At 73.2% G+C, this 19,462-nt stretch carries 15 protein-coding genes and 1 pseudogene; 8 read left to right on the top strand and 8 right to left on the bottom strand.

Translation table 11 applies throughout. The features are described from left to right. Positions 1-62: 62 nt before the first annotated feature. The 5 genes and pseudogenes from moeZ to ACFYTT_RS16745 form a co-directional block, all read right to left on the bottom strand. Positions 63-1,314, bottom strand: a pseudogene (gene moeZ / locus ACFYTT_RS16765) (adenylyltransferase/sulfurtransferase MoeZ). Between the two features lie 63 nt (positions 1,315-1,377). Beyond that, entirely contained in the window at positions 1,378-2,202 is an 825-nt protein-coding gene (locus ACFYTT_RS16760) for a DUF3152 domain-containing protein (RefSeq protein ID WP_387260111.1), read from the bottom strand. 60 nt (positions 2,203-2,262) lie between these two features. Next, positions 2,263-3,078, bottom strand: coding sequence for a DUF3152 domain-containing protein (locus tag ACFYTT_RS16755; RefSeq protein ID WP_131056135.1), 816 nt, complete (start codon positions 3,076-3,078; stop codon positions 2,263-2,265). A 96-nt stretch (positions 3,079-3,174) separates the two neighbouring features. Beyond that, positions 3,175-4,137, bottom strand: a complete 963-nt coding sequence (locus ACFYTT_RS16750) for an alpha/beta fold hydrolase (RefSeq protein WP_387260108.1) — start codon at positions 4,135-4,137, stop codon at positions 3,175-3,177. A gap of 23 nt (positions 4,138-4,160) precedes the next feature. Continuing rightward, on the bottom strand, positions 4,161-7,007 hold the full coding sequence (locus ACFYTT_RS16745; protein WP_387260105.1) for a hypothetical protein: 2,847 nt from the start codon (positions 7,005-7,007) through the stop codon (positions 4,161-4,163). Positions 7,008-7,152: 145 nt separating this feature from the next. Here ACFYTT_RS16745 and ACFYTT_RS16740 point away from each other — a divergent pair, with 145 nt between their 5' ends. Both ACFYTT_RS16740 and ACFYTT_RS16735 read left to right on the top strand, forming a co-directional pair. Next, positions 7,153-7,791, top strand: coding sequence for a TetR/AcrR family transcriptional regulator (locus ACFYTT_RS16740; RefSeq protein WP_131056701.1), 639 nt, complete (start codon positions 7,153-7,155; stop codon positions 7,789-7,791). 63 nt (positions 7,792-7,854) lie between these two features. Further along, positions 7,855-8,085, top strand: coding sequence for a DUF3107 domain-containing protein (locus ACFYTT_RS16735; protein ID WP_131056703.1), 231 nt, complete (start codon positions 7,855-7,857; stop codon positions 8,083-8,085). Between the two features lie 3 nt (positions 8,086-8,088). Here the strand turns inward: ACFYTT_RS16735 and ACFYTT_RS16730 are convergent, their stop codons facing one another. After that, a complete protein-coding gene (locus tag ACFYTT_RS16730) occupies positions 8,089-8,742 on the bottom strand; it encodes a ferritin-like fold-containing protein (protein ID WP_131056705.1) in 654 nt (217 codons plus the stop codon). Positions 8,743-9,099: 357 nt separating this feature from the next. Between ACFYTT_RS16730 and ACFYTT_RS16725 the strand changes: the two genes are divergently transcribed. The 3 genes from ACFYTT_RS16725 (at position 9,100) to ACFYTT_RS16715 (ending at position 12,722) form a co-directional block, all read left to right on the top strand. After that, the gene (locus ACFYTT_RS16725; protein WP_387260100.1) at positions 9,100-10,863 is read left to right on the top strand and encodes a DEAD/DEAH box helicase; all 1,764 of its coding nucleotides are present in this window, start codon (positions 9,100-9,102) and stop codon (positions 10,861-10,863) included. A 169-nt stretch (positions 10,864-11,032) separates the two neighbouring features. Next, positions 11,033-12,187 (top strand): SAM-dependent methyltransferase, encoded by a 1,155-nt coding sequence (locus tag ACFYTT_RS16720; RefSeq protein ID WP_176095269.1) that lies wholly within the window; start codon positions 11,033-11,035, stop codon positions 12,185-12,187. A gap of 118 nt (positions 12,188-12,305) precedes the next feature. Continuing rightward, positions 12,306-12,722, top strand: a complete 417-nt coding sequence (locus ACFYTT_RS16715) for a helix-turn-helix domain-containing protein (RefSeq protein ID WP_176095270.1) — start codon at positions 12,306-12,308, stop codon at positions 12,720-12,722. A 1-nt stretch (position 12,723) separates the two neighbouring features. Here ACFYTT_RS16715 and ACFYTT_RS16710 read toward each other — a convergent pair whose 3' ends face one another. Both ACFYTT_RS16710 and ACFYTT_RS16705 read right to left on the bottom strand, forming a co-directional pair. After that, complete coding sequence (locus ACFYTT_RS16710) at positions 12,724-13,725, bottom strand: hypothetical protein (protein WP_387260096.1); 1,002 nt, start codon at positions 13,723-13,725, stop codon at positions 12,724-12,726. Between the two features lie 133 nt (positions 13,726-13,858). Continuing rightward, on the bottom strand, positions 13,859-16,018 hold the full coding sequence (locus ACFYTT_RS16705) for a DEAD/DEAH box helicase (RefSeq protein ID WP_387260094.1): 2,160 nt from the start codon (positions 16,016-16,018) through the stop codon (positions 13,859-13,861). A gap of 379 nt (positions 16,019-16,397) precedes the next feature. Between ACFYTT_RS16705 and ACFYTT_RS16700 the strand changes: the two genes are divergently transcribed. The 3 genes from ACFYTT_RS16700 (at position 16,398) to ACFYTT_RS16690 (ending at position 19,462) form a co-directional block, all read left to right on the top strand. Next, a complete protein-coding gene (locus tag ACFYTT_RS16700; RefSeq protein ID WP_387260091.1) occupies positions 16,398-17,186 on the top strand; it encodes a hypothetical protein in 789 nt (262 codons plus the stop codon). Positions 17,187-17,466: 280 nt separating this feature from the next. Beyond that, positions 17,467-18,801: a TrkH family potassium uptake protein gene (locus ACFYTT_RS16695; RefSeq protein ID WP_176095273.1), complete on the top strand. Its 1,335-nt coding sequence runs from the start codon at positions 17,467-17,469 to the stop codon at positions 18,799-18,801. Continuing rightward, entirely contained in the window at positions 18,791-19,462 is a 672-nt protein-coding gene (locus tag ACFYTT_RS16690; RefSeq protein ID WP_131054300.1) for a TrkA family potassium uptake protein, read from the top strand. The genes ACFYTT_RS16695 and ACFYTT_RS16690 overlap by 11 nt, the downstream gene beginning before the upstream one ends.

The raw sequence follows: 19,462 nt of genomic DNA, 5'->3' as shown, positions 1-19,462 counted from the left end.
GCCGGATGTTAGGAGGGGTCCCCTGCTATACCTGAGGCGTTAGCAGGGGACCCCTCCTTACATCAGTACGCGGGCAGGGAGGGATCGATCTGCTTGATCCAGGAGAGCACGCCGCCCTGGACGTGCACAGCGTCCCGGAAGCCGGCCGCCTTGAGCGCGGCGAGCGCCTCGGCGGAGCGGACACCGGACTTGCAGTGCAGCACGATCTGCCGGTCCTGCGGGAGCTTGGCGAGCGCCTCGCCGGAGAGGATCTCCCCCTTGGGGATCAGCGTCGCGCCGGGGATGCGGACGATCTCGTACTCGGCCGGCTCCCGCACGTCGACCAGGAAGATGTCCTTGCCGGCGTCCTGCCACTCCTTGAGCTCGGCGGCGGTGATGGTCGCGTCGACGACCGCCTCCTGGGCCTCCTCGGAGACCGCGCCGCAGAAGTCCTCGTAGTCCTCCATCAGGTCGGTCAGGGTGGCGTTCTCGCCGCAGAGCACGCAGTTCGGGTCCTTGCGAACCTTGATCTTGCGGTAGCTCATCTCCAGGGCGTCGTAGACCATCAGCCGGCCGACCAGCGGCTCACCGATGCCGGCGAGCAGCTTGATCGCCTCGTTGACCTGGATCGAGCCGATCGAGGCGCAGAGCACACCGAGCACGCCGCCCTCGGCGCAGGAGGGGACCATGCCGGGCGGCGGGGGCTCCGGGTAGAGGCAGCGGTAGCAGGGGCCGTGCTCGGCCCAGAACACCGACGCCTGGCCGTCGAACCGGTAGATCGACCCCCAGACGTACGGCTTGCCGAGCAGCACCGCCGCGTCGTTGACCATGTACCGGGTGGCGAAGTTGTCCGTCCCGTCCACGATCAGGTCGTACTGGGAGAAGATGTCCCGGACGTTGTCCCGGTCCAGCGCGGTGTTGTGGATCTCGACGTTGACCAGCGGGTTGATCTCGCGGATGCTCGCCGCGGCGGACTCGGCCTTGGATCGGCCGATGTCGGAGACCCCGTGGATGATCTGCCGCTGCAGGTTGGACTCGTCGACGGTGTCGAAGTCGATGATGCCGAGCGTGCCGACACCGGCGGCAGCCAGGTACATCAGCGCGGGCGAGCCGAGACCACCGGCGCCCACACAGAGCACCCGGGCGTTCTTCAGCCGCTTCTGCCCGGTGACTCCCACGTCGGGGATGATCAGGTGACGGGAGTAGCGGCGGATCTCGTCTACGGTCAGCTCGGCGGCAGGCTCGACGAGCGGGGGCAACGACACGGTGGACTCCCCGGGATCGATGTGGCGGTCAACCGAGCCATTGTTGCTCGCCGGCCCACCCGCCGACCATGAGCAGCGACACGTCGCCCGGCATGCGGGAGCGGGAATATCCCGGACCGGGTGACGGCCGGGGTCAGGTGGCCGGGTCGCCGACGTACCGCAGGCCGTTGAGGTACGGCCAGGCGTACGCCAGGCAGCCGTCCAGGCCGTACGTCTGCTGCTGCATCACCGGCGCCGGTCGGCCCGCGCCGGGGCACGTCTGGTGCCCCTCCCCGAACTCGTGGCCCACCTCGTGGTTGATCACGTAGGCCCGGTACACCGCCAGCGGCGCACCGTAGCCGGGTACCGCCTCCGCCCAGCGCGCCAGGTTGATGATCACCTTCCCGGGTAGCCGGCACGAGGTGTAGCCCTCGGTGCTCAGACCGCCGGTCGCGCACATCGCCTCGGAGGTGGCCGGCGTGGCCAGATAGAGAGTGAAGTCGGCGTACTCCGGGTCGTCGATCCGGCGGACCCGCAGGTCCCCCGAGCCGATCCAGCTCCGCGGATCACCGAGCACCGCGTCGACCTCGGCGGCGAAGGCGTCCGGGTCCTGCCCGGTGCCCTGCTCGACGGCCACCCGGTAGTGCACGACCCGGCCGTCCAGGCCGCGCACCGGGGACGCACCGCCGGCCACCGCGAAGCTGCCCGCGCCGACCATCGGGTACGCCGGTCCCGATGGCGCGGTCGCCGTGTCGTCGTACGCCCGACCGGCCGGTGCCGCGCCGGTCGATCGTTCCTCGGCCGGTGCGATGCGCAGCACGAGGGTGACCGTCAGCGCCAGCGCCACCGAGAGGGTCACGACCAGCCGGCGTCGACGCCGACGGACCGCCGGACGCTGCCCCGGCGGCGGATCCTCCGGCCGGGACTCCGGCGGATCGTCCGGCAGCCCGGGGCTGCCGTTGAGGGGCGAGGACGGCATATGCCCATCGTCGCACTCTAATCGGGCATATCAGAGCATTACCGCACGGTCGGTGCGCCCCTACAGCGGCGGGCCGGCGTACCGCTTCCCGTCCAGGTACGGCCACGGGTTGGCCACGCACCCCTTGAGGAAGATGGTCTGCTGCATCATCACCGGGGCCGGCTCACCCCGCCCCGGACAGCGCTCGTGCCGGTGGCCCAGCTCGTGCCCGACCTCGTGGTTGACCACGTACGTGCGGTAGACCGACAGCGGCACCTCGGCCTCGACGTAATGCGGCACCGACTGCCGCCACCGGTCCAGGTTGATGATCACTTTCCCGGGGGCCCGGCACGAGGTGTACGGGCGGCCGCCGATCCGGATGTCGACCCCACCGGCCGCACACATCCGCCCCGCCGTGGTGGCGGTGGCCAGATAGACGGTGAAGTCGTACCGGGACGCGGTCTCCACCTGCCGCAACCGCAGCTTCCCGCTGTCCACCCAGCTTCCCGGCCCGGCCAGCGCCGTGTGGACCGCCAGGGCGAACTCGCCCGTGTCCACGCCCGCGCCGGACTCGACCGCCACCCGGTACCGCCGCACGTCGCCGGCCGTACCCAGCACCGGACCGGTCCGCTCGTCGTAGTCGAAGCGACCCGGCCCGGACGACGGGACCGGCCCGGACTCCCGCAGCACCGGCTCGGGCGACGGGACCACCGCCGACGGCGACGGTGACACGGGCGACGGCGAGACCGAGGGCGGCACCGGCGGTGGGGACGCCACCGCCGGTGCCTCGTCGGCGGAACCGACCGGGGTCCGGGTCACACCGGTCACCAGCGCCGCCCCCGCCCCGAGCGCCACCACCAGCACGGCCAGCCGGCGCACCACGGCACGCCGCGACATGGTGGCCGTGGCCGGTCCCGGTGACTGGGTGTGCCGACCGACGGAGCCAGACCGCCCACGACCACCAGGACTACGCATTCGGGTCATCCTGCCAGGTCAGCTCTCCCGGGCGCACTCCGCCGACTCGGTCAGAAGCCCGACCACGGCTCGCGCCACCAGGCGCGGCACCTCCAACTGCGCGACGTGCCCGACGCCGTCGAGCATCAGCAGCCGACTGTCCGGGATGACCCGAGCGGTCTGCGGTGCCACGCGGACGTCGACCAGGCGGTCCTGCCGACCGCCCACCACCAGCGTGCGGGCCCGCACCGCCCCGGCCATCCGCCACAGCGACCCCGACCCCGGCAGGTACGACCGTAGGAAGCTGGAGACGATCCCCCGGAACGTCCGGACGTACGCGGCGGCGTAGTGGCTTTCCTCGTACCGCACCCGGATCTCCTCCACCGCCTCCTGCCGGCGCTGTTCGGAGATCCGGCTGATGTCGGCCACGCACGCCTCCATCGACTGCTGCGCCATCACCTCCGGCGCGAGTTGGGCCAGCCGCCAGGCGGCCAGTTGCTCGGCGCGGGGTATCGCCAACAGTGGCAGCATCCGGCCCTGCAACGACCGCCGGAAGTCGAGGAACGGCAGGGCCGGCGACACCAGGGTCAGCGTCCGCACCAGATCCGGCCGCAGCGCGGCCACGCGGACCGAGACCGCCCCGCCCAGCGAGTTGCCGAACAGGTGCACCGGGCCCCGGTCGGAGTGCTCGATCCAGCGGATCACCCGGTCCGCGAAGGACGGCAGCGTGTAGCGCAGGCCTGGCTCACTGCGCCCGAACCCCGGCAGGTCGATCGCCTGACCGTCGAGGCGGTCGGCGAGCAGGCCGGCCAGGTCCGTCCAGTTCTGCGAGGACCCGCCCAGGCCGTGCACGTACAGCGCCGGCTCCGCGTCCGGGCAGGTGGCCGGCGTCTCCCGGACATAGGTCACCGTGCCGTCCAGGCGTACCTGCCGGCCCGGCCAGGGCGGCGGCATCGAGGGGGCGGGCAACAACCGATCGGGCCAGAGGGTGGCAGGCTTCACCACTCCAGTCTGCCCCGAACGGGTCAGGCCAGCAGAGCCTCCAGCCGCCGGTTGACCGCGGCCAGGCTGGCGCGGACCACCGCCTGCCGGGGGTCGCCGGCCACCAGCGCCGACCCGGCCAACTGCTCGACCCATCCGTCGCAGACCAACAGCACCACGACGGTGGCCACCTCGCAGTTGCCGAACGGCACCACGGCGGCGTGCTCCACGAAACAGCGTCCCCGCTCGGCGGTGGGGTCGGCGCCGCGCAGCAGCTCGTCGATGGCGGCCGCGGCGGCCACCGCGCAGAGCCGCAGCACGTACCCGTCGACGGCCGGGCCGGTGGCGTACCCGGCGGCACTCTGGTCCCCGGCGAGCAGGCGCACCTCGACGGTCGCGTCGAGACCGAACGTGCTGACCTGGACGTGGTCGAGCACCACCCGGGGACCGGGCACCCCGCCGGTGTCCAACGGCCGGGACGGCGCGGACTCGGTCGTGGTGAGCTGCCCACCCGAGTAGGAGGAGCCGAGTGTCGCCGGGCTGCCGGTCGGGCCGGGTTCCTCGACGACGGCCCGTCCCCGGGGCGGGGCGGGCGTCGGGCGTCGGCGGCGGGCGGGCTCCGGCTCGGTGCGGGACGGTGGGGCCTCCGTCCGCGCTACCGCCGGGCGGGACGGTGGGGCCTCGGTCCGGACCCCCGCCGGGCGGGCCGCCGGACGTCGGGGCTCGACGGGCGGACGTGACTCGCCGCCGTCGCGGGGGTCGGTGGAGCGGCGGCGCACCGGCACGGCCGGTGGTCCCGGCACTTCGCTCGGCGCGGCGGCCAGCCCCATCCGCTCCTGGAGCAGGCGGGCGACGTGCCGGCTCACCTCGGCCGGGTCGGCACCGTCGGAGAGGTCCAGACGCAGGCTGTGGGCACCGGCCGGGGTACGCCGCAGGGCCGCGTCGCGTACTCCCTCCACGCCCCGCACCGCGTCGAGGATCGCGTTGACGTCGAAGCCCTCGGGCCGCTCACGCAGCGGTGCCGGTTCGTCGTCGCGACGCAGATGGGTGGCGATCCGGGCGAGTTCCGGGGTTTCGGCGGGTGGGTCCACGGCTGGCGGCTCCGGCACGACGGGCACGTCCGGCTCGGCGGGGACGCGCTGCGGCAACACCGCCGAGGTGCCGTCCGGCGACCGCTCGCCGGGCGTTTCGGGATCGGGAGCTGATCGGCGGGCCGCGTAAGGGGCCGCGCTCGTCGGGACGGGCGCGGACGGGGTGCGTTCACGGTGCGTGGGCACGTCGGAGGCCCGGACGCCGGATGCCTGCTCGGTCGGAGCCGGAGTGGCGGGCGGGCAGGGCGAGGCGGGCGGCGGGGCGGTCGGCCCCGGATCGCTGGGCACCGGTCGGAGCCGGAACGGCCGGTAGGCCGGGCCGCCGCCGGAGGCGTTCGCGGCCTCGGTGGCCGGCGGCCTGGGCGGCTCGGGCGGGGTCGTCTCGCGCGCTCCGGCCGGTGGTGCGCTGGCGGGCGGTGCGCTGGCCGGGTCACGTGCCCAGGGCAGGCGGTCGTCGGCGGGCGGCGGGCCGCCGACACGCATCCCCCAGGGCAGGCCCTCCTCGGTACGCGCGCCCCACGGCAGGCCCTCGTCGGCCGGAGCCGCGCTGACCGGACGGGTTCGCCAGGAGGCGCGCTCGTCGGCGGGAACCCCGCTGACCGGGGACGACGACCAGGCCGGCCGCTCGTCGGCGGGCGCGCCACTGACCGGGGACGACGACCAGTGGGGCCGCTCGTCGGCCGCCCACGCGGGCCGGTCCCGCGTCGGTGGCGCGGCGGTCGGTTCGGTGGACTCCCGTGCGGGGCGCTCGTCGACCGGTGGCGCACTGGTCGGCGCGGCGGCCCACGAGGGCCGGTCGGTGGACCCGGGCGGTCCGGCCGGGGTACGCGGCCCGGACGCCTCCGGCCGGGTCGGCTCGTACGGCCGGGGCCGCTCGACCGGCACCGGCTGGTAGGGGCGGGTCGGCTCCACCCGGACCGGCTCGTACGGCCGGCTCGGTTCGCTGGACCAGCCCTGCCCCGAGGTCTCCCGCCCGCGTCGGCCGCTCTCGTCCTCGCCGCGCGCCCAGGACGGCGCCCAGTCACTCGGCGGGCCGGAGCGGGCCCAGTTCGGCTGCTCGTCCTCCGGCGGGTCTGCCTCCGCCGACCAGCCAGCACGCCGGTCGGCACTCGGCGGAGGCCATCCACCGCCCTGGTCGGCGGCGTAACCGTGGTCGCCGGACGGACCGGCAGCGGGGTGGGACGGACCGGTCGGCTCGGCCGGGTACGGCTCGTCCCAGCCGCGCGACCGGCCGGCGGACGGATCGTCCCCGTGGCGCTCGGCGGTGGGCGCATGCACGCCGGGCGGCATCTCGAAGCCGGAGGCGGCGGTGCCGACGGGCGGCACCTGCACGGCCGGCGGCGCCGAGGTGGGCAGGCCGGCGGTCGAGGTCACCGGCTGCTCGCCGGCGGGGGTGGGACGTGGCGCCGGCACCACCATCCGGTCGTGACCGGCGTCACGGCCCGACTCACGCAGGCCGGGCGGGGCACTGACCGGGGTGTGTCGACCGGCCGACGACTCGTCCTCGGGGTGTACGCCGTTGACGTGGTGTCCGTTCGTGCGCGTCGCGCGTTCCGGCTCCGACTGGTCACCGGCGGGAGCGGGCAGGTCGGCGTAGCGTGGTGAGGCGGTCGCCCAACCGGAGGGCGGCTCGGGGTGACGCCGGGGCGCGCCGAGGTCGCGGGAACCTTCCGCCCCCCACGACCAGTCGGCCGCCGACGGTGCCCACCCGTTGCCGGAACGGGCCAGGTCATCCCACTGACCCGTCCCGTCGCCGTGCTCTCCCGGGGTGGCGGCACCGGGTTGCCCTGCTTCACTCACCGCGCGCTCCTTGGTCGCCCCCGCTGAGGCTACCGTGTGGCGACAGTGGCGATAAGTTACAGCGGCGGGCCAATTCCGCGCGGGGCCATGGCGGCCCTGAGCGGTTCGGGCGAAATGCGGCCCGTCTACAGACTCGGAGGTTCCCATGACCGCTGTGGGGAACGGCGCCCAGACCACCGGCAGGCCGACCCGCCTGCCCCGTTCGGCACGCCGCAAGCAGCTGCTCGCCGCTGCTCAGGAGGTATTCGTCGCGCAGGGTTACCACGCCGCGGCCATGGACGACATCGCCGAGCGGGCCGGCGTCTCCAAGCCCGTGCTGTACCAGCACTTCCCGGGCAAGATGGAGCTGTATCTCGCCCTGCTCGACACGCACTGTGACGCAATCGTCGCCAAGGTGCACGACGCGATGGCGAGCACCGCCGACAACAAGGAGCGGGTCAGCGCGTCCGTACGGGCGTACTTCGACTTCGTCGACCACGAGAGCGAGGCGTTCCGCCTGGTCTTCGAGTCGGACCTGCGTAACGACCCGGCCGTGCGGGAGCGCGTGGAGCGGGTCGAGCAGGGCTGCATCGCGGCGATCACCGACACCATCATCTCGGACACCGGGGTCAGCCGGGCTCATGCGGAGCTGCTCGCCTCCGGCCTGGTCGGCGCCGCCGAGACCGCGGCACAGTTCTGGCTGGCCCGCGGGCGGCAGGTACCCAAGGCCGAGGCGGAGGCGTTGGTGGCCGCGCTGTCCTGGCGGGGCATCGCGAGCTTCCCGCTGCAAGGTGAGTCAGCCTGAACTCGCACCTTGTGATCGGATAGCCTTCGCACGGCGACCATTTCGCCCGACGGAGGAGGCACAGTGGAGGTCAAGATCGGGGTGCAGTACGCACCGCGCGAGCTGGTCCTGGAGAGCGCACAGTCGCCGGCCGAGATCGAGCAGATCGTGACCGACGCGATGGCCAGGAACGAGGGCGGCACGCTCTCCCTGACCGACGAGAAGGGCCGGCGGGTCATCGTGCCGGTCAGCAAGGTCGCTTACGTCGAGATCGCCGAGGCGTCCCCTCGGGCAGTGGGCTTCACCGTCCGCTGACGATCAGTTGTTGAGGCCGGCGGCGGCCATCCGCGCGGTGTGCGCGGCGGTCAGCCGCCGGAACAATCCGGGTACGTCCGCCTGCCCGTCCGCGACGATCAGGGCGGTCAACGTCCCCCGGTCGGCGGCGACCACCCGGCCCGCCTGGGACAGCGCCTCGCCGACCAGTCGCCGGGCCCACATGGACAACCGACCGGCGACCTTCGGGTCCGCCGCGACGGCGTGCCGGATCTCGGCGGCGGCGAACTCCGCGTACCGCGAGTCACGCAGCACGTCCAGGACCAGGCGCCGGTCCGGCTCCCGCAGCGCCTCGGCGATCTCGCGGAGGAAGTCCTCGGTGATCCCGTCACCGACGTACGCCTTGGTGACCGCTTCCGCCCAGTCCCGGGGCTCGGTCGAGTCGTGGTACCCCTGCAACGGCTCGACGTAGGCCGCCATCGCCTCCTCCACCGGCACACCGAGCACCGCCAGCCGGTCGGCCAGCCGCCGGTAGTTGGCGATCTCGGCGGCGGCCATCTCGCTCAACGCGGCCCGACGGCGCAGATCCGGGGCGAACCGGGCATCGGCTGCCAGACGTTCGAAGGCGAGCAGTTCACCGAGGGCCACCAGGCCGAGCAGGTCGGCGACGGCGTGATCGGGCGCGGCGGGGGCGGACACCCGCGCAGGCTACCGCCGTCGGCCGCCCGGGGAGCGCTCGGCGAGGCGTCACCGGGCGGGCTGACCAGGCAGCACCGACCACATGCATGTGATACAGGTCACATAGAAGCCCTCCCGGTGACTCTTGCCGGACTGGAATCGGGACGGCTTCACACCCGTTCAGGTAACATGGACGAGTTGCCGTAGGCGCCGATCCCGACCGGATTCAGATCCAACCCGGTCGACGTCCGACCCACGGCGCGCGTGCGGCCCGGTCCGCCCGGCATCTCTGCCGCCGACCGTGTGGCCCGCGCCAAAACCGAACGCGCCCTGAGGACATGACGGGGCGCACCCACGAGAGGGCACCCCCAAATCCACATGAGTGAGCCGATTCAAGACCTCACAGACGGCCAGGAACTGGCCCCGACCGCCCCGGTCCGACCGGAGGCACCGACCTTCGCCGAGCTCGGCGCGCGCGCCGAGACCGTCGACGCGCTGGCCGCGTCCGGCATCACCCGCGCCTTCGCCATCCAGGAGTACGCGCTGCCGATCGCCCTGCGCGGCGCCGACCTGATCGGGCAGGCGCCGACCGGCACCGGCAAGACCCTCGGCTTCGGCGTACCGCTGCTGGAGCGGGTCTTCGCACCGGGCGAGGGCAGTGACGGCGTGCCGCAGGCACTCGTCGTCGTACCCACCCGTGAACTGGGCATCCAGGTCGCCAAGGACATCGCCGCCGCAGGCCGCACCCGGGGCGTCCGGGTACTCCCGATCTATGGCGGGGTCGCGTACGAGCCGCAGGTCGACGCGCTGCGCAAGGGCGTGGAGATCCTCGTCGGTACGCCGGGCCGCCTGCTCGACCTGGCCAAGCAGAAGCACCTGCGCCTGCACGGCGTACGCGCGCTGGTGCTGGACGAGGCCGACCGGATGCTCGACCTGGGCTTCCTCGACGACGTCGAGCGGATCCTGGCGATGCTCCCGGAGGAGCGGCAGACCATGCTGTTCTCCGCCACCATGCCGGACCCGATCGTGACGCTGTCCCGGCGGTTCCTGCGTCACCCGATCACGATCCACGCCGGGCACACCGCCGAGACCGGCCCGTCCCCGCAGACGGAGCAGCTGGTCTACCGCACCCACTCGATGAACAAGATCGAGATCGTGGCCCGGATCCTCCAGGCGGAGAGCCGTGGCCTGACGATGATCTTCACGCGGACCAAGCGGGCCGCCGACCGGGTGGCCGAGGACCTCGACTTCCGTGGCTTCGCGGTCGCGGCCGTGCACGGCGACCTCGGACAGGGCGCCCGTGAGCGGGCCCTCCGGGCCTTCCGCGCCGGCAAGATCGACACTCTGGTCGCCACCGACGTCGCGGCCCGGGGCATCGACGTCAGCGGCGTCACCCACGTCATCAACTACGACTGCCCCGAGGACCAGGACACCTACACCCACCGGATCGGCCGTACCGGCCGGGCCGGGGCGACCGGTGTGGCGGTGACCTTCGTCGACTGGGACGACATGCCCCGCTGGCGGATCATCGACAAGACGCTCGGGCTGGACATGCCCGAGCCGCAGGAGACCTACCACACCTCTCCGCACCTCTACACCGAACTGCACATCTCGACCGAGGTGACCGGCACGCTGCCGACCGCCGAGCGCACCCGCGCCGGATTGTCCGCCGAGGTCGAGGAGGACCTGGGCGGCGGTCGCGCCCGCCGTGGCGGCGAGCCGCGCGGCGCCGGACGTCGCCAGGGCCGTGGACGCGGCGAGGGCGGACGCGGCGACAGCGGCGGACGCGGCGAGGGCGGACGCGGCGACAGCGGCGGACGCGGTGAGGGCCGGGGTCGTGGCGAGGGCCGGGGCCGCGCCGAGAGCGGTCGCGGGCCGGGCGGCGAGGCCGGGCCGGAGTCCGCCGAGGCCGGCGCAGAGCTGTCCGGCGAGGCCGGTGAGGGCACCCGCACGCCGCGCCGCCGTCGGCGCCGCCGCGCCGGCGAGGTCATCGCCGGTGTCGACTCGACCAACTCCGCCGAGACGGGCACCCCCGTCGAGGCCGCCACCGGCACCGAGGGCACCGCCGAGACGCCCCGCCCGCGCCGCCGTCGGCGCCGCCGGGCCACCGCCGGCAGCTCGGCCGAGGCCAGCACCGACTGATCCCGCTCCGTCCACCGGACGGAGCGGCACAGGAGACCACGCAACGGCATCGCGCCGACGACCAGCCCGGTCGTCGGCGCGATGCTGTCACCACCCGCCGCCTCGAACACACAGCACCGCCGCCCCCGCCGATGTCGGCATGCCCCGGGCCGGCGTGGAAGATGGAGCGATGCCCGAACCGTTGGACTCCGCCCTGGCCGAGGTCCGCTCGATGCTGCTGGATCCCGCGCTCACCCGGGCCGTGGCCGCCGGTCGTCGGCGCGGCCAACGACCTTCCGTGGTCCGGGCCGAGCTGCGACCGGTCGCGCTCAAGGCCGGCCCGAGGTTGCAGATCTCGACGTCCGACGGCGACCGGCCGTACACCCGCAACGTGACCGCCGGGCCGGAGGCGGACGCGGCGGTCGAGGCGCTGCTGGCCGAGCCCTTCGGCAACTGGCACGTGGAGACCACCGGGGCCACGCTCCAACTGCGGGTCACCAAGTCGGGTGAGGCGCAGGTGCACCGCAGCGCCAGCGACCGCCCGGCCGCCGCTCCGGCCGGACACGACCGGGCCAAGGAGTACCTGCTCGACCCGGGCGACCCGCTCTTCGCCGAGATCGGCGGCTCGGCGGCCAAGCGTCGGCAGGTGGACGCGTTCCTGCGGGCGCTGGCGGCGACGCTGCCCGACGAGCCGGGTCCGCTGCGGGTGGTGGACCTGGGCTGCGGCAACGCGTACCTCAGCTTCGCCGCGTACCGCTATCTGTCCGGGCGCGGGTGGGACGTCGAGCTGGTCGGTGTCGACGTACGCGACGACCAGCGGCACCGCAACACCGCGCTGGCGCAGCGGCTGGGCTGGGCCGACCGGGTCCGCTTCGTGGCCGGCACCATCGCCGACGCGGTCGTCGAACCGGCACCGGACCTGGTGCTCGCCCTGCACGCCTGCGACACGGCCACCGACGAGGCGCTGGCCCGCGCGGTGCGCTGGGAAGCCCGGTGGGTGCTGGCCGCGCCCTGCTGCCACCACGACATCGCCGCGCAGCTCCGCGCCCGTCCGGCACCCGCGCCCTACGAGCTGCTGACCCGGCAGGGGATCCTCCGGGAGCGTTTCGCGGACGTGCTCACCGACGCGGTGCGGGCCGGTCTGTTGCGGCTGCACGGCTACCGGGCCGAGGTGGTCGAGTTCGTCGACTCGGCACACACCCCTCGCAACCTGCTGATCCGGGCACGACGCACCGGCGCCGCACCGACCGACGCCCACCGCGCGGAGTATCGCGAGCTGGTGACGCAGTGGCGGGTCTCACCACGACTGGAGACACTGCTCGCGCCGCTCGCCGAGAAGCGTTGACCCGACTCGACTCCGCCGTCACTGTCGTCTGGTCGATCAGTCAGTTGCGTCCGCAACTTCGCGTACTAGTCTCGAAGAACGCACCGTCGGGTGCCGGTCGGGAGGGCATACCCACCGGATGAGTTCGGCAGAGGTCTCGCCGCAGATGGCGTTCGCGCGCTTCGTGCGCCGCGCCATCGACGACGCCCGGGAGGAACGCGGGTGGACGGTCACCGACCTGGCCGGGCACACCGGCGTCGGGCGCTCGACCGTCTTCCGCTGGTTGGCCGGTGACTGGCAGGACTACCCCGAGTTGGCCAAGGTTCGCGGCTTCTGCGCCGCGCTGGACCTGCCGGTGGCAGCGGCCTTCCGCGCGCTCGGCCTGCCCGACGCCGGCCCCGGGCCCTGGCGACGCGGCGACGAGGGCCCGGTCGAGGCCGACGTCCGGGTGATCCTGCAACGGCTGGCGGACCCGGCCGTGCCGGCCGAGGAGAAGCATCACATCCGCGACCTGCTGCGTTACCTCGCCCGCCGACCGATCCGCCGGGCCGGCTGAGCTAGCCGACAGTCACCGTGAACTCGGCGGTACGGACCTGCCCGCCGGTGGCGAAGTCCAGATAGAGGCGGTACCGCCCCGGCCCCGGCGCGGTCAGCCAGAACTGGATCGCACCGTCGATCAACTCCGTCTCGGGGTGCACGTGCAGGTACCCGAGGTCGCCCTCGCGCAACGCGACGAGATGCCCGTACGCGCCGAGGTACCGCTCCAGCGCCGGGGCGGCGCCGTCCGCACCGGCGACCCGGAAACTCAACGGCACCGTCAGCCCGGGTTCGGGGCGGCCCTGGTATCCGACGGTCCACCCGTCGACCGTGTCGGTGGTGGCCGGGGCGGGCAGGTCCCGGGGCTGGTACGTGCCGGGGGCGACCAGGTCCACGCCGAGCGTGGTGGCGGTCTGCCGGCCGTCGTCGGCGAGCGCGGTGAAGTCGGCGTACGCCCGCCACAGGCCGGGCTGCGCCAGGGTGAGCGGCACCGACCAGGTGCCGTCCGCCGCCATGGTCGGGTGCAGGTGCTGATAGCCGCTCAGGTCGCGACGCACCACGATGACGTGCATCGGCTTGTCGTGCACGACCGCGAACCGGGTGACCGCGCGGCGCTGCCCGTCCTCGACCCGGAACCGCAGCTCACCTTCGCGGCCGGCGGTGAACTCGGCCGACAGCGGGGCGAGCGTGTAGCCGTCCCGGCTGATCGCCAGCCCACCGGCTTCAGCGGCGGCCTCCTGGTCGGCGCCGTGCGAGTGCGCGCCGACGCCGGGTGCGTGACTGTGGTCGGCCAGCGCGCTGTCCCCCGCGCCGCCGAGTGCCGCCGCCGGACCACCGCCGTTGATCCGGCCGAGCCCGAAGCCGAGCAGCACGGCCAGCACCAACCCGCCGACCACCAGGGCCAGCCGCAGCGTGGCCCGGTCCGGCGTCGCGGGGACCGCGTCCGGGTCGCCGCCCGCCGCCGGCCGCTCGGCGACCCGCACCGACCCGAACGCGGGCGCGTCGGGTTCCTGGTCAGCCATGCGCCCACCGTACCGCCGGATGCTGCGGCGCCCCGGCGGGTACGCCCGGTCGTGGCTCCGGTCGCACCCGCGGACCGGTCCCGGTCTGGCCTGGCACGTGGGTGAGGGTGTCCGCCCGGCCGTGTGCCGAGCGTCAGCCGGCGACGGCGAGGGCCAGCGGCAGGACGTCGGGGGCACCGGCGCGGCGCAGTTCCCGCGCCGCCATCGTCATCGTCCAGCCCGAGTCGACCAGGTCGTCGACGAGCAGGACCGGGCCGTCCAGCCCGGTGAGGGCGTCGGCGAGCGGCTCGGGCACGGTGAGGGCGCCGTGCAGGGTGCGTACCCGCTGGGCGCTGTTGCCACGCGGACCAGCCGGCGGACCGGCCGAGACGACCCGGCCCAGCAGCGGCAGCCGCCCGACGGCGGCGATCCGCTCGGCCAGCGACCCGACCAGCACCGGATGGGTACGTGAGTCGACCGCGACCACGCCCGCCGGGCGGCGGGGCCACGGGTCGTCGCCGTGCGCCCACGCCTTGAGCACCTCGATGACGGCGGCGGCCAGGTCGTCCGGAAGCGGGCCGTCCGGCGTGCCCGGCCCGACCAGACCGCGCAGCCGAGAACCCCAGCCGAGGTCGGAGAGCCGGCCCACGGCCCGTCCGGAAAGGGCCTGCTCCGTCGGGGCGATGCGGCCCTTCAGCGGTACGCCGACCGCCTCCAACCCGGTCGGCCAGAGCTTCTTGGGCGCGAGCGGCACGCCGGGGCGACCCAGGAACGTCTGCGCGGTGGTCAGCGCGGCCGGTGACACCTCCGCCGTGAACAGCGGCGCGGCGCACCGGTCACAGCGCCCACAGTCGGCCGCCTCCGCGTCGTCCAGACAGGCCCGCAGGTAGCGCATCCGGCAGTCGGTCGTCGCGGCGTACCCGAGCATGGCCTGTTGCTCGTCGGCGCGGGCGGCGGCGACGCGCCGCAACCGGGGCTCGTCGTAGACCCAGGTTTCGCCGGTGGCGAGCCACCCACCGCGCACCCGGCGGACGGCGCCGTCCACGTCGAGCACCTTGAGCATCAGTTCCAGCCGGGCCCGGCGCAGGTCGACCAGGGGCTCCAGGGCCTGGGTGGAGAGCGGCCGGTCGGTGTGCAGCGCGGCCAGCACGGCGCGGACCTGGTCCTCGGGCGGGAAGGCGAGCGAGGCGAAGTACCGCCAGATGGCCTGGTCCTCGACACCGGGCAGCAGCAGCACCTCGGCATGCTCGACCGCGCGGCCGGCACGGCCGACCTGCTGGTAGTAGGCGATCGGCGACGGGGGCGCGCCCAGGTGCACCACGAAGCCGAGGTCCGGCTTGTCGAAGCCCATGCCGAGCGCGCTGGTGGCGACCAACGCCTTGATCTTGTTGTCGAGCAGGTCCTGCTCGGCGGCGCGGCGGTCGGCGTCCTCGGCCTGCCCGGTGTACGCGGCCACCGTCCAGCCCCGCGACCGCAGGAACTCGGCGGTCTCGGTCGCCGACGCCACGGTCAACGTATAGATGATGCCGGAGCCGGGCAGCCGGTCCAGGTGGTCGGCGAGCCAGCCGAGCCGGTGCGCCGGGCTCGGCAGGTCGAGTACGCCCAGCCGCAGCGACTCCCGGTCCAGGCTGCCGCGCAGCACGAGGACGTCCGGTCGCTGCCGCCCCGACGTGACCGCCTCGGTGCCGAGCTGCTCGGCCACGTCCCGCGTCACCCGCTCGTTGGCGGTGGCGGTGGTGGCCAGCACCGGCGTCTGCTCCGGCAGGTTGCCGAGGAAGGTCCGCAACCTCCGGTAGTCCGGCCGGAAGTCGTGCCCCCAGTCCGACACACAGTGCGCCTCGTCGACCACCAACAGGCCGGTGGTGGCGGCCAACCTCGGCAGTACGCCGTCCCGGAAGTCCGGATTGTTGAGCCGCTCCGGGCTGATCAGCAGCACGTCCACCGCACCGGCGTGGATCTCGCCGGTGATCTCGTCCCACTCGTCGAGGTTGGCCGAGTTGATGGTGCGCGCCCGGATACCGGCCCGGGCCGCCGACTCGACCTGGTTACGCATCAACGCCAGCAGCGGCGACACGATCACGGTGGGCCCGGCCGGCTCCCGGCCGTCCACCTCCTGCCGCAGCAGCGCGGTGGCCACGAAGTAGACCGCCGACTTGCCCCAACCGGTGCGCTGCACGCAGAGCACCCGCCGTCGGTCGACCACCAACGCCTCGATCGCCCGCCACTGGTCCTCCCGGAGCCGGGCGTCCTCGCCCGCCAGCCGCCGCAGCACCGCCTCGGCCCGCTGCCGGATCGTCGTCCGTTCCTGGCTCATCCGGCCTTTCTACCAGCACCGTCGGACGACCGGCCCGTCACGGCGTGCGCTGTTGCTGCTGGGTTTCCTCTGCGCGGTGCTCAGCGTGCTCGGCGGGCTCGGCTGCCAGGCGGGCGGCAGGGTGCCCTGCTGCGGTCGGTCCGGTGTTGTCCCCGGCGTCCTTTGCTCTGCTTCAACTGGCGCAACAGAATCCGGGCGTGTTCGGTGCGTGGGGTGAAGCAGAGCAAAGGGCGCACGGTGAGGTGACCGACGGCCCACGAGAGGCGCGGCGGACCGGCGGTGATGTGGGGGTGGGTGGGTGGCCGTACGACGTGGTGGCGGGACGCGGCAGCGGGGCGTCTGGCATACGATTCCGTTCGATCCGCGGAAGAGAGACGAGATGACTCAGCGAACCGGTACCACCGCCACGACCCGGCGCTTCGCGGTCGCGACGATCGCCCTGCTGGCCGCGACCCTGGTGGCCGGCTGCGACGACAAGGACGCCCCGGAGGCGGCCCCGCCACCGCCCGACCCCAAGCAGGAACTGCTGGACGCGGTACCCGGCGAGCAGGACCCGGCGTTCCGTTTCACCACCTCCGGCGACGTGTCCGGAGTGGTCGACCCGGCGAACCGGGGCATGGACATCGACACGGTCACCAAGGACAAGGACTTCACCCTGGAGATGTCCTTCCGGATGATCGAGTCACGCACCTGGATGAAGGTCAACTTCAAGGGCGACAAGAACATCCAGAAGCTGATGAAGCTGCCCACCACGTGGATGGAACTGGACCCGACGAAGGTCGACGGGCCGGACTCCCTGCCCACCTACGAGGGCACCGACCCCGGCAACGCCGAGGTGATCATCCAGGCGGCCAGCGACGTCCAGGCCGGTGAGGGCGGGACGTACACCGGCACGGTCGACCTCTCCGCCCAGCCGGACCTGGCGGACGCCCTGGATGGCGTGGCCAAGCTCAGCGACGCCATCACGCAGATCCCGCTCACCGCCGTGGTGGGGGCGGACGGCAACCTCACCTCGCTCACCCTGGCGATCCCGGCCGACGGGGAGCAGAAGGCGTCGGAGTACGTGGTCGAGTACTTCGACTTCGGCAGCGCCCCCGCGATCGTCGCGTTCACCGAGGACGAGGCAGAGAAGGCGCCCACGGCGGCGTACGACCTGCTCAACGGCTGATCGGTCAGGGGCGGCACGGCGACGGGCCGCCCCTGCCGCCGTACCCTCCCGCTTGTCCCCGGCCAGGCGACGTCAGGTGCGGGACAGGTGACACGGCCCGTCGTGGTCGGCCGCGATTCCCTCGCCACAACTCCATGATCGGCGCGAGGGGCGAGGGGCGAGGACAGCGGCCACTGCCGCACGGTGGCCGGTGGCTGGTGGCTGGGGCGCCTGACGGTCGGTGGAGGCTCGGGATCTCGATTCCCGCACCCCGAACCGGACGGAATCGGAAGATTGTCTGGTGCGCCGGTTCCTTCGTCACCCCGTGCGGCTGGTACCGGTCGGCTTCCTCGTGACGATCCTGCTCGGCGCCGGCCTGCTGATGCTGGAGCCGATGACCATCCAGCACCAGCACCCGCCGTTTCCGGTCGCGCTGTTCACCGCCACCTCGGCGGTCTCGGTCACCGGGCTGGCCATCACCGACACGCCGAACTACTGGTCCGAGACCGGACTGGTGGTGATCACGGTGCTGACCCAGGTCGGCGGACTCGGCATCCTGACGCTCGCCGCGCTGGTGGTCCTGACCGTGTCCCGGCGGCTCGGTCTGCACAACCGGATGCTGGTCCAGGCCGAGACCCTGGAGTACGGACTGGGTGACGTACGCCGGCTGCTGATGCGCATCGGGACCACGGTGCTGGTCTGCGAGGTGGTGATGACGGTCGTGCTCACCGCCCGGCTCTGGCTCGGCTACGAGTATCCCCTGCGGCGAGCGCTCTGGTCGGCGTCCTTCCACTCGATCCAGGCGTTCAACAACTCCGGCTTCTCGCTCTACTCCGACGGGCTGCTGGCCTTCGCCCGGGACCCCTGGGTGACCCTGCCGCTGGCTCTCGGTTCGATCGTCGGCGGGCTGGGGTTCCCGGCGCTGTTCGAGGCGGTCCGCCAGTGGCGGCGGCCGGTACGCTGGTCGGTGGCCACCAAGCTGACCATCTGGGGCAGCGTCGTGCTGGTGGCCGTCGGGTTCGTGATCCTGCTGGCCAGCGAGTGGTCCAACCCCTGGACCATCGGCCAGTACGACGTTCCGGGCAAGGTGAACGCCGCGTTCACCCAGATCACGTTCTCCCGCACCGGCGGCTTCGAGGTGATGCCGATCGACCGGTTGCGGGAGGAGAGCTACCCGCTGCTGATCGCGTTGATGTTCGTCGGCGGCGGCAGCGCCAGCACCGCCGGTGGCATCAAGGTGTCCACGTTCTTCCTGCTCGCCTTCATCATGTGGGCGGAGATCCGGGGCGAGCCGGACGTCACGGTCGGGCACCGGCGCATCGCCACGTCGAGCCAGCGGCAGGCGTTGACCGTCACCCTGCTCAGCGTCGCGATGGTGGCCGCCGGCACCAGCGTGTTGATCCTGCTCACCGACGGGTTACCGCTCACCAGCACGCTGTTCGAGATCACCTCGGCGTTCAGCACCACCGGGCTCACGGTCGGGCTGACGTCGTCGTTGGAGGACGGGGGCGTGTTCCTGCTGACCGTCCTGATGTACATCGGCCGGGTGGGTCCGCTCACCCTCGGCTCGGCGATCGCCCTGAACACCCGTCGCCGTCTCTACCGCTACCCGGAGGAGCAACCCATTGTCGGCTAGAAGATCCGACGACGAGACCATCGCCGTGATCGGGCTGGGCCGTTTCGGCTGTCACCTGGCCGAGTCGCTCAGCGCCCTCGGGCACGACGTGCTGGCCATCGACCGCAACGCCCAGCAGGTGCAGAAGTGGTCGGCCCAGCTCGACGAGGTGGCCCAGGCCGACTCCACCGACGAGGACGCGCTGCGCCAGCTCGGCGTCGCCGACCTGCAACGCGTGGTGGTGGCCATCGGCGCCTCGGTGCAGGCCAGTGTGTTGACCGTGCTGGCTCTGGTCGAGCTCGGCGTACCGCAGATCTGGGCGCGGGCCACCTCCGCGCAGCACGCGAAGATCCTCTCCTCGGTCGGCGCGCAGCACGTGATCTTCCCCGAGGCGGAGACCGGCGAGCGGCTGGCCCACCTGATCGTCAGCCGGATGCTCGACTTCGTGGAGTTCGACGACGCGTTCGCCATCGCCAAGCTCCGCGTACCGGAGTCGCTGGTGGGACAGGCGATCAGCGAGGTACGGCTGCTGGACCGCTACGGCGTACGCGTGATCGGTATCAAGCCGCCCGGGGAGAGCCGCTTCCGCTACGTCTCCGACGGGCTGGAACTGGTCCGGGACAGCACGCTCATCGTCGAGGGGACCATCGAGCACGTACAGCGGTTCTCCCTGGTCACCTGA

The sequence above is a fragment of the Micromonospora sp. NPDC003816 genome (assembly GCF_042874705.1).
Classification (GTDB): domain Bacteria; phylum Actinomycetota; class Actinomycetes; order Mycobacteriales; family Micromonosporaceae; genus Micromonospora.
This window is presented reverse-complemented; position numbering and strand designations above follow the sequence as displayed.

Bases quoted from the DNA above. Each gene is read 5' to 3' on its own strand.
- ACFYTT_RS16755 (WP_131056135.1), bottom strand. From the start codon at position 3,078: ATGTCGCGGCGTGCCGTGGTGCGCCGGCTGGCCGTGCTGGTGGTGGCG.
- ACFYTT_RS16715 (WP_176095270.1), top strand. From the start codon at position 12,306: ATGAGTTCGGCAGAGGTCTCGCCGCAGATGGCGTTCGCGCGCTTCGTG.
- ACFYTT_RS16740 (WP_131056701.1), top strand. From the start codon at position 7,153: ATGACCGCTGTGGGGAACGGCGCCCAGACCACCGGCAGGCCGACCCGC.
- ACFYTT_RS16710 (WP_387260096.1), bottom strand. From the start codon at position 13,725: ATGGCTGACCAGGAACCCGACGCGCCCGCGTTCGGGTCGGTGCGGGTC.
- ACFYTT_RS16760 (WP_387260111.1), bottom strand. From the start codon at position 2,202: ATGCCGTCCTCGCCCCTCAACGGCAGCCCCGGGCTGCCGGACGATCCG.
- ACFYTT_RS16725 (WP_387260100.1), top strand. From the start codon at position 9,100: ATGAGTGAGCCGATTCAAGACCTCACAGACGGCCAGGAACTGGCCCCG.
- ACFYTT_RS16705 (WP_387260094.1), bottom strand. From the start codon at position 16,018: ATGAGCCAGGAACGGACGACGATCCGGCAGCGGGCCGAGGCGGTGCTG.
- ACFYTT_RS16720 (WP_176095269.1), top strand. From the start codon at position 11,033: ATGCCCGAACCGTTGGACTCCGCCCTGGCCGAGGTCCGCTCGATGCTG.
- ACFYTT_RS16700 (WP_387260091.1), top strand. From the start codon at position 16,398: ATGACTCAGCGAACCGGTACCACCGCCACGACCCGGCGCTTCGCGGTC.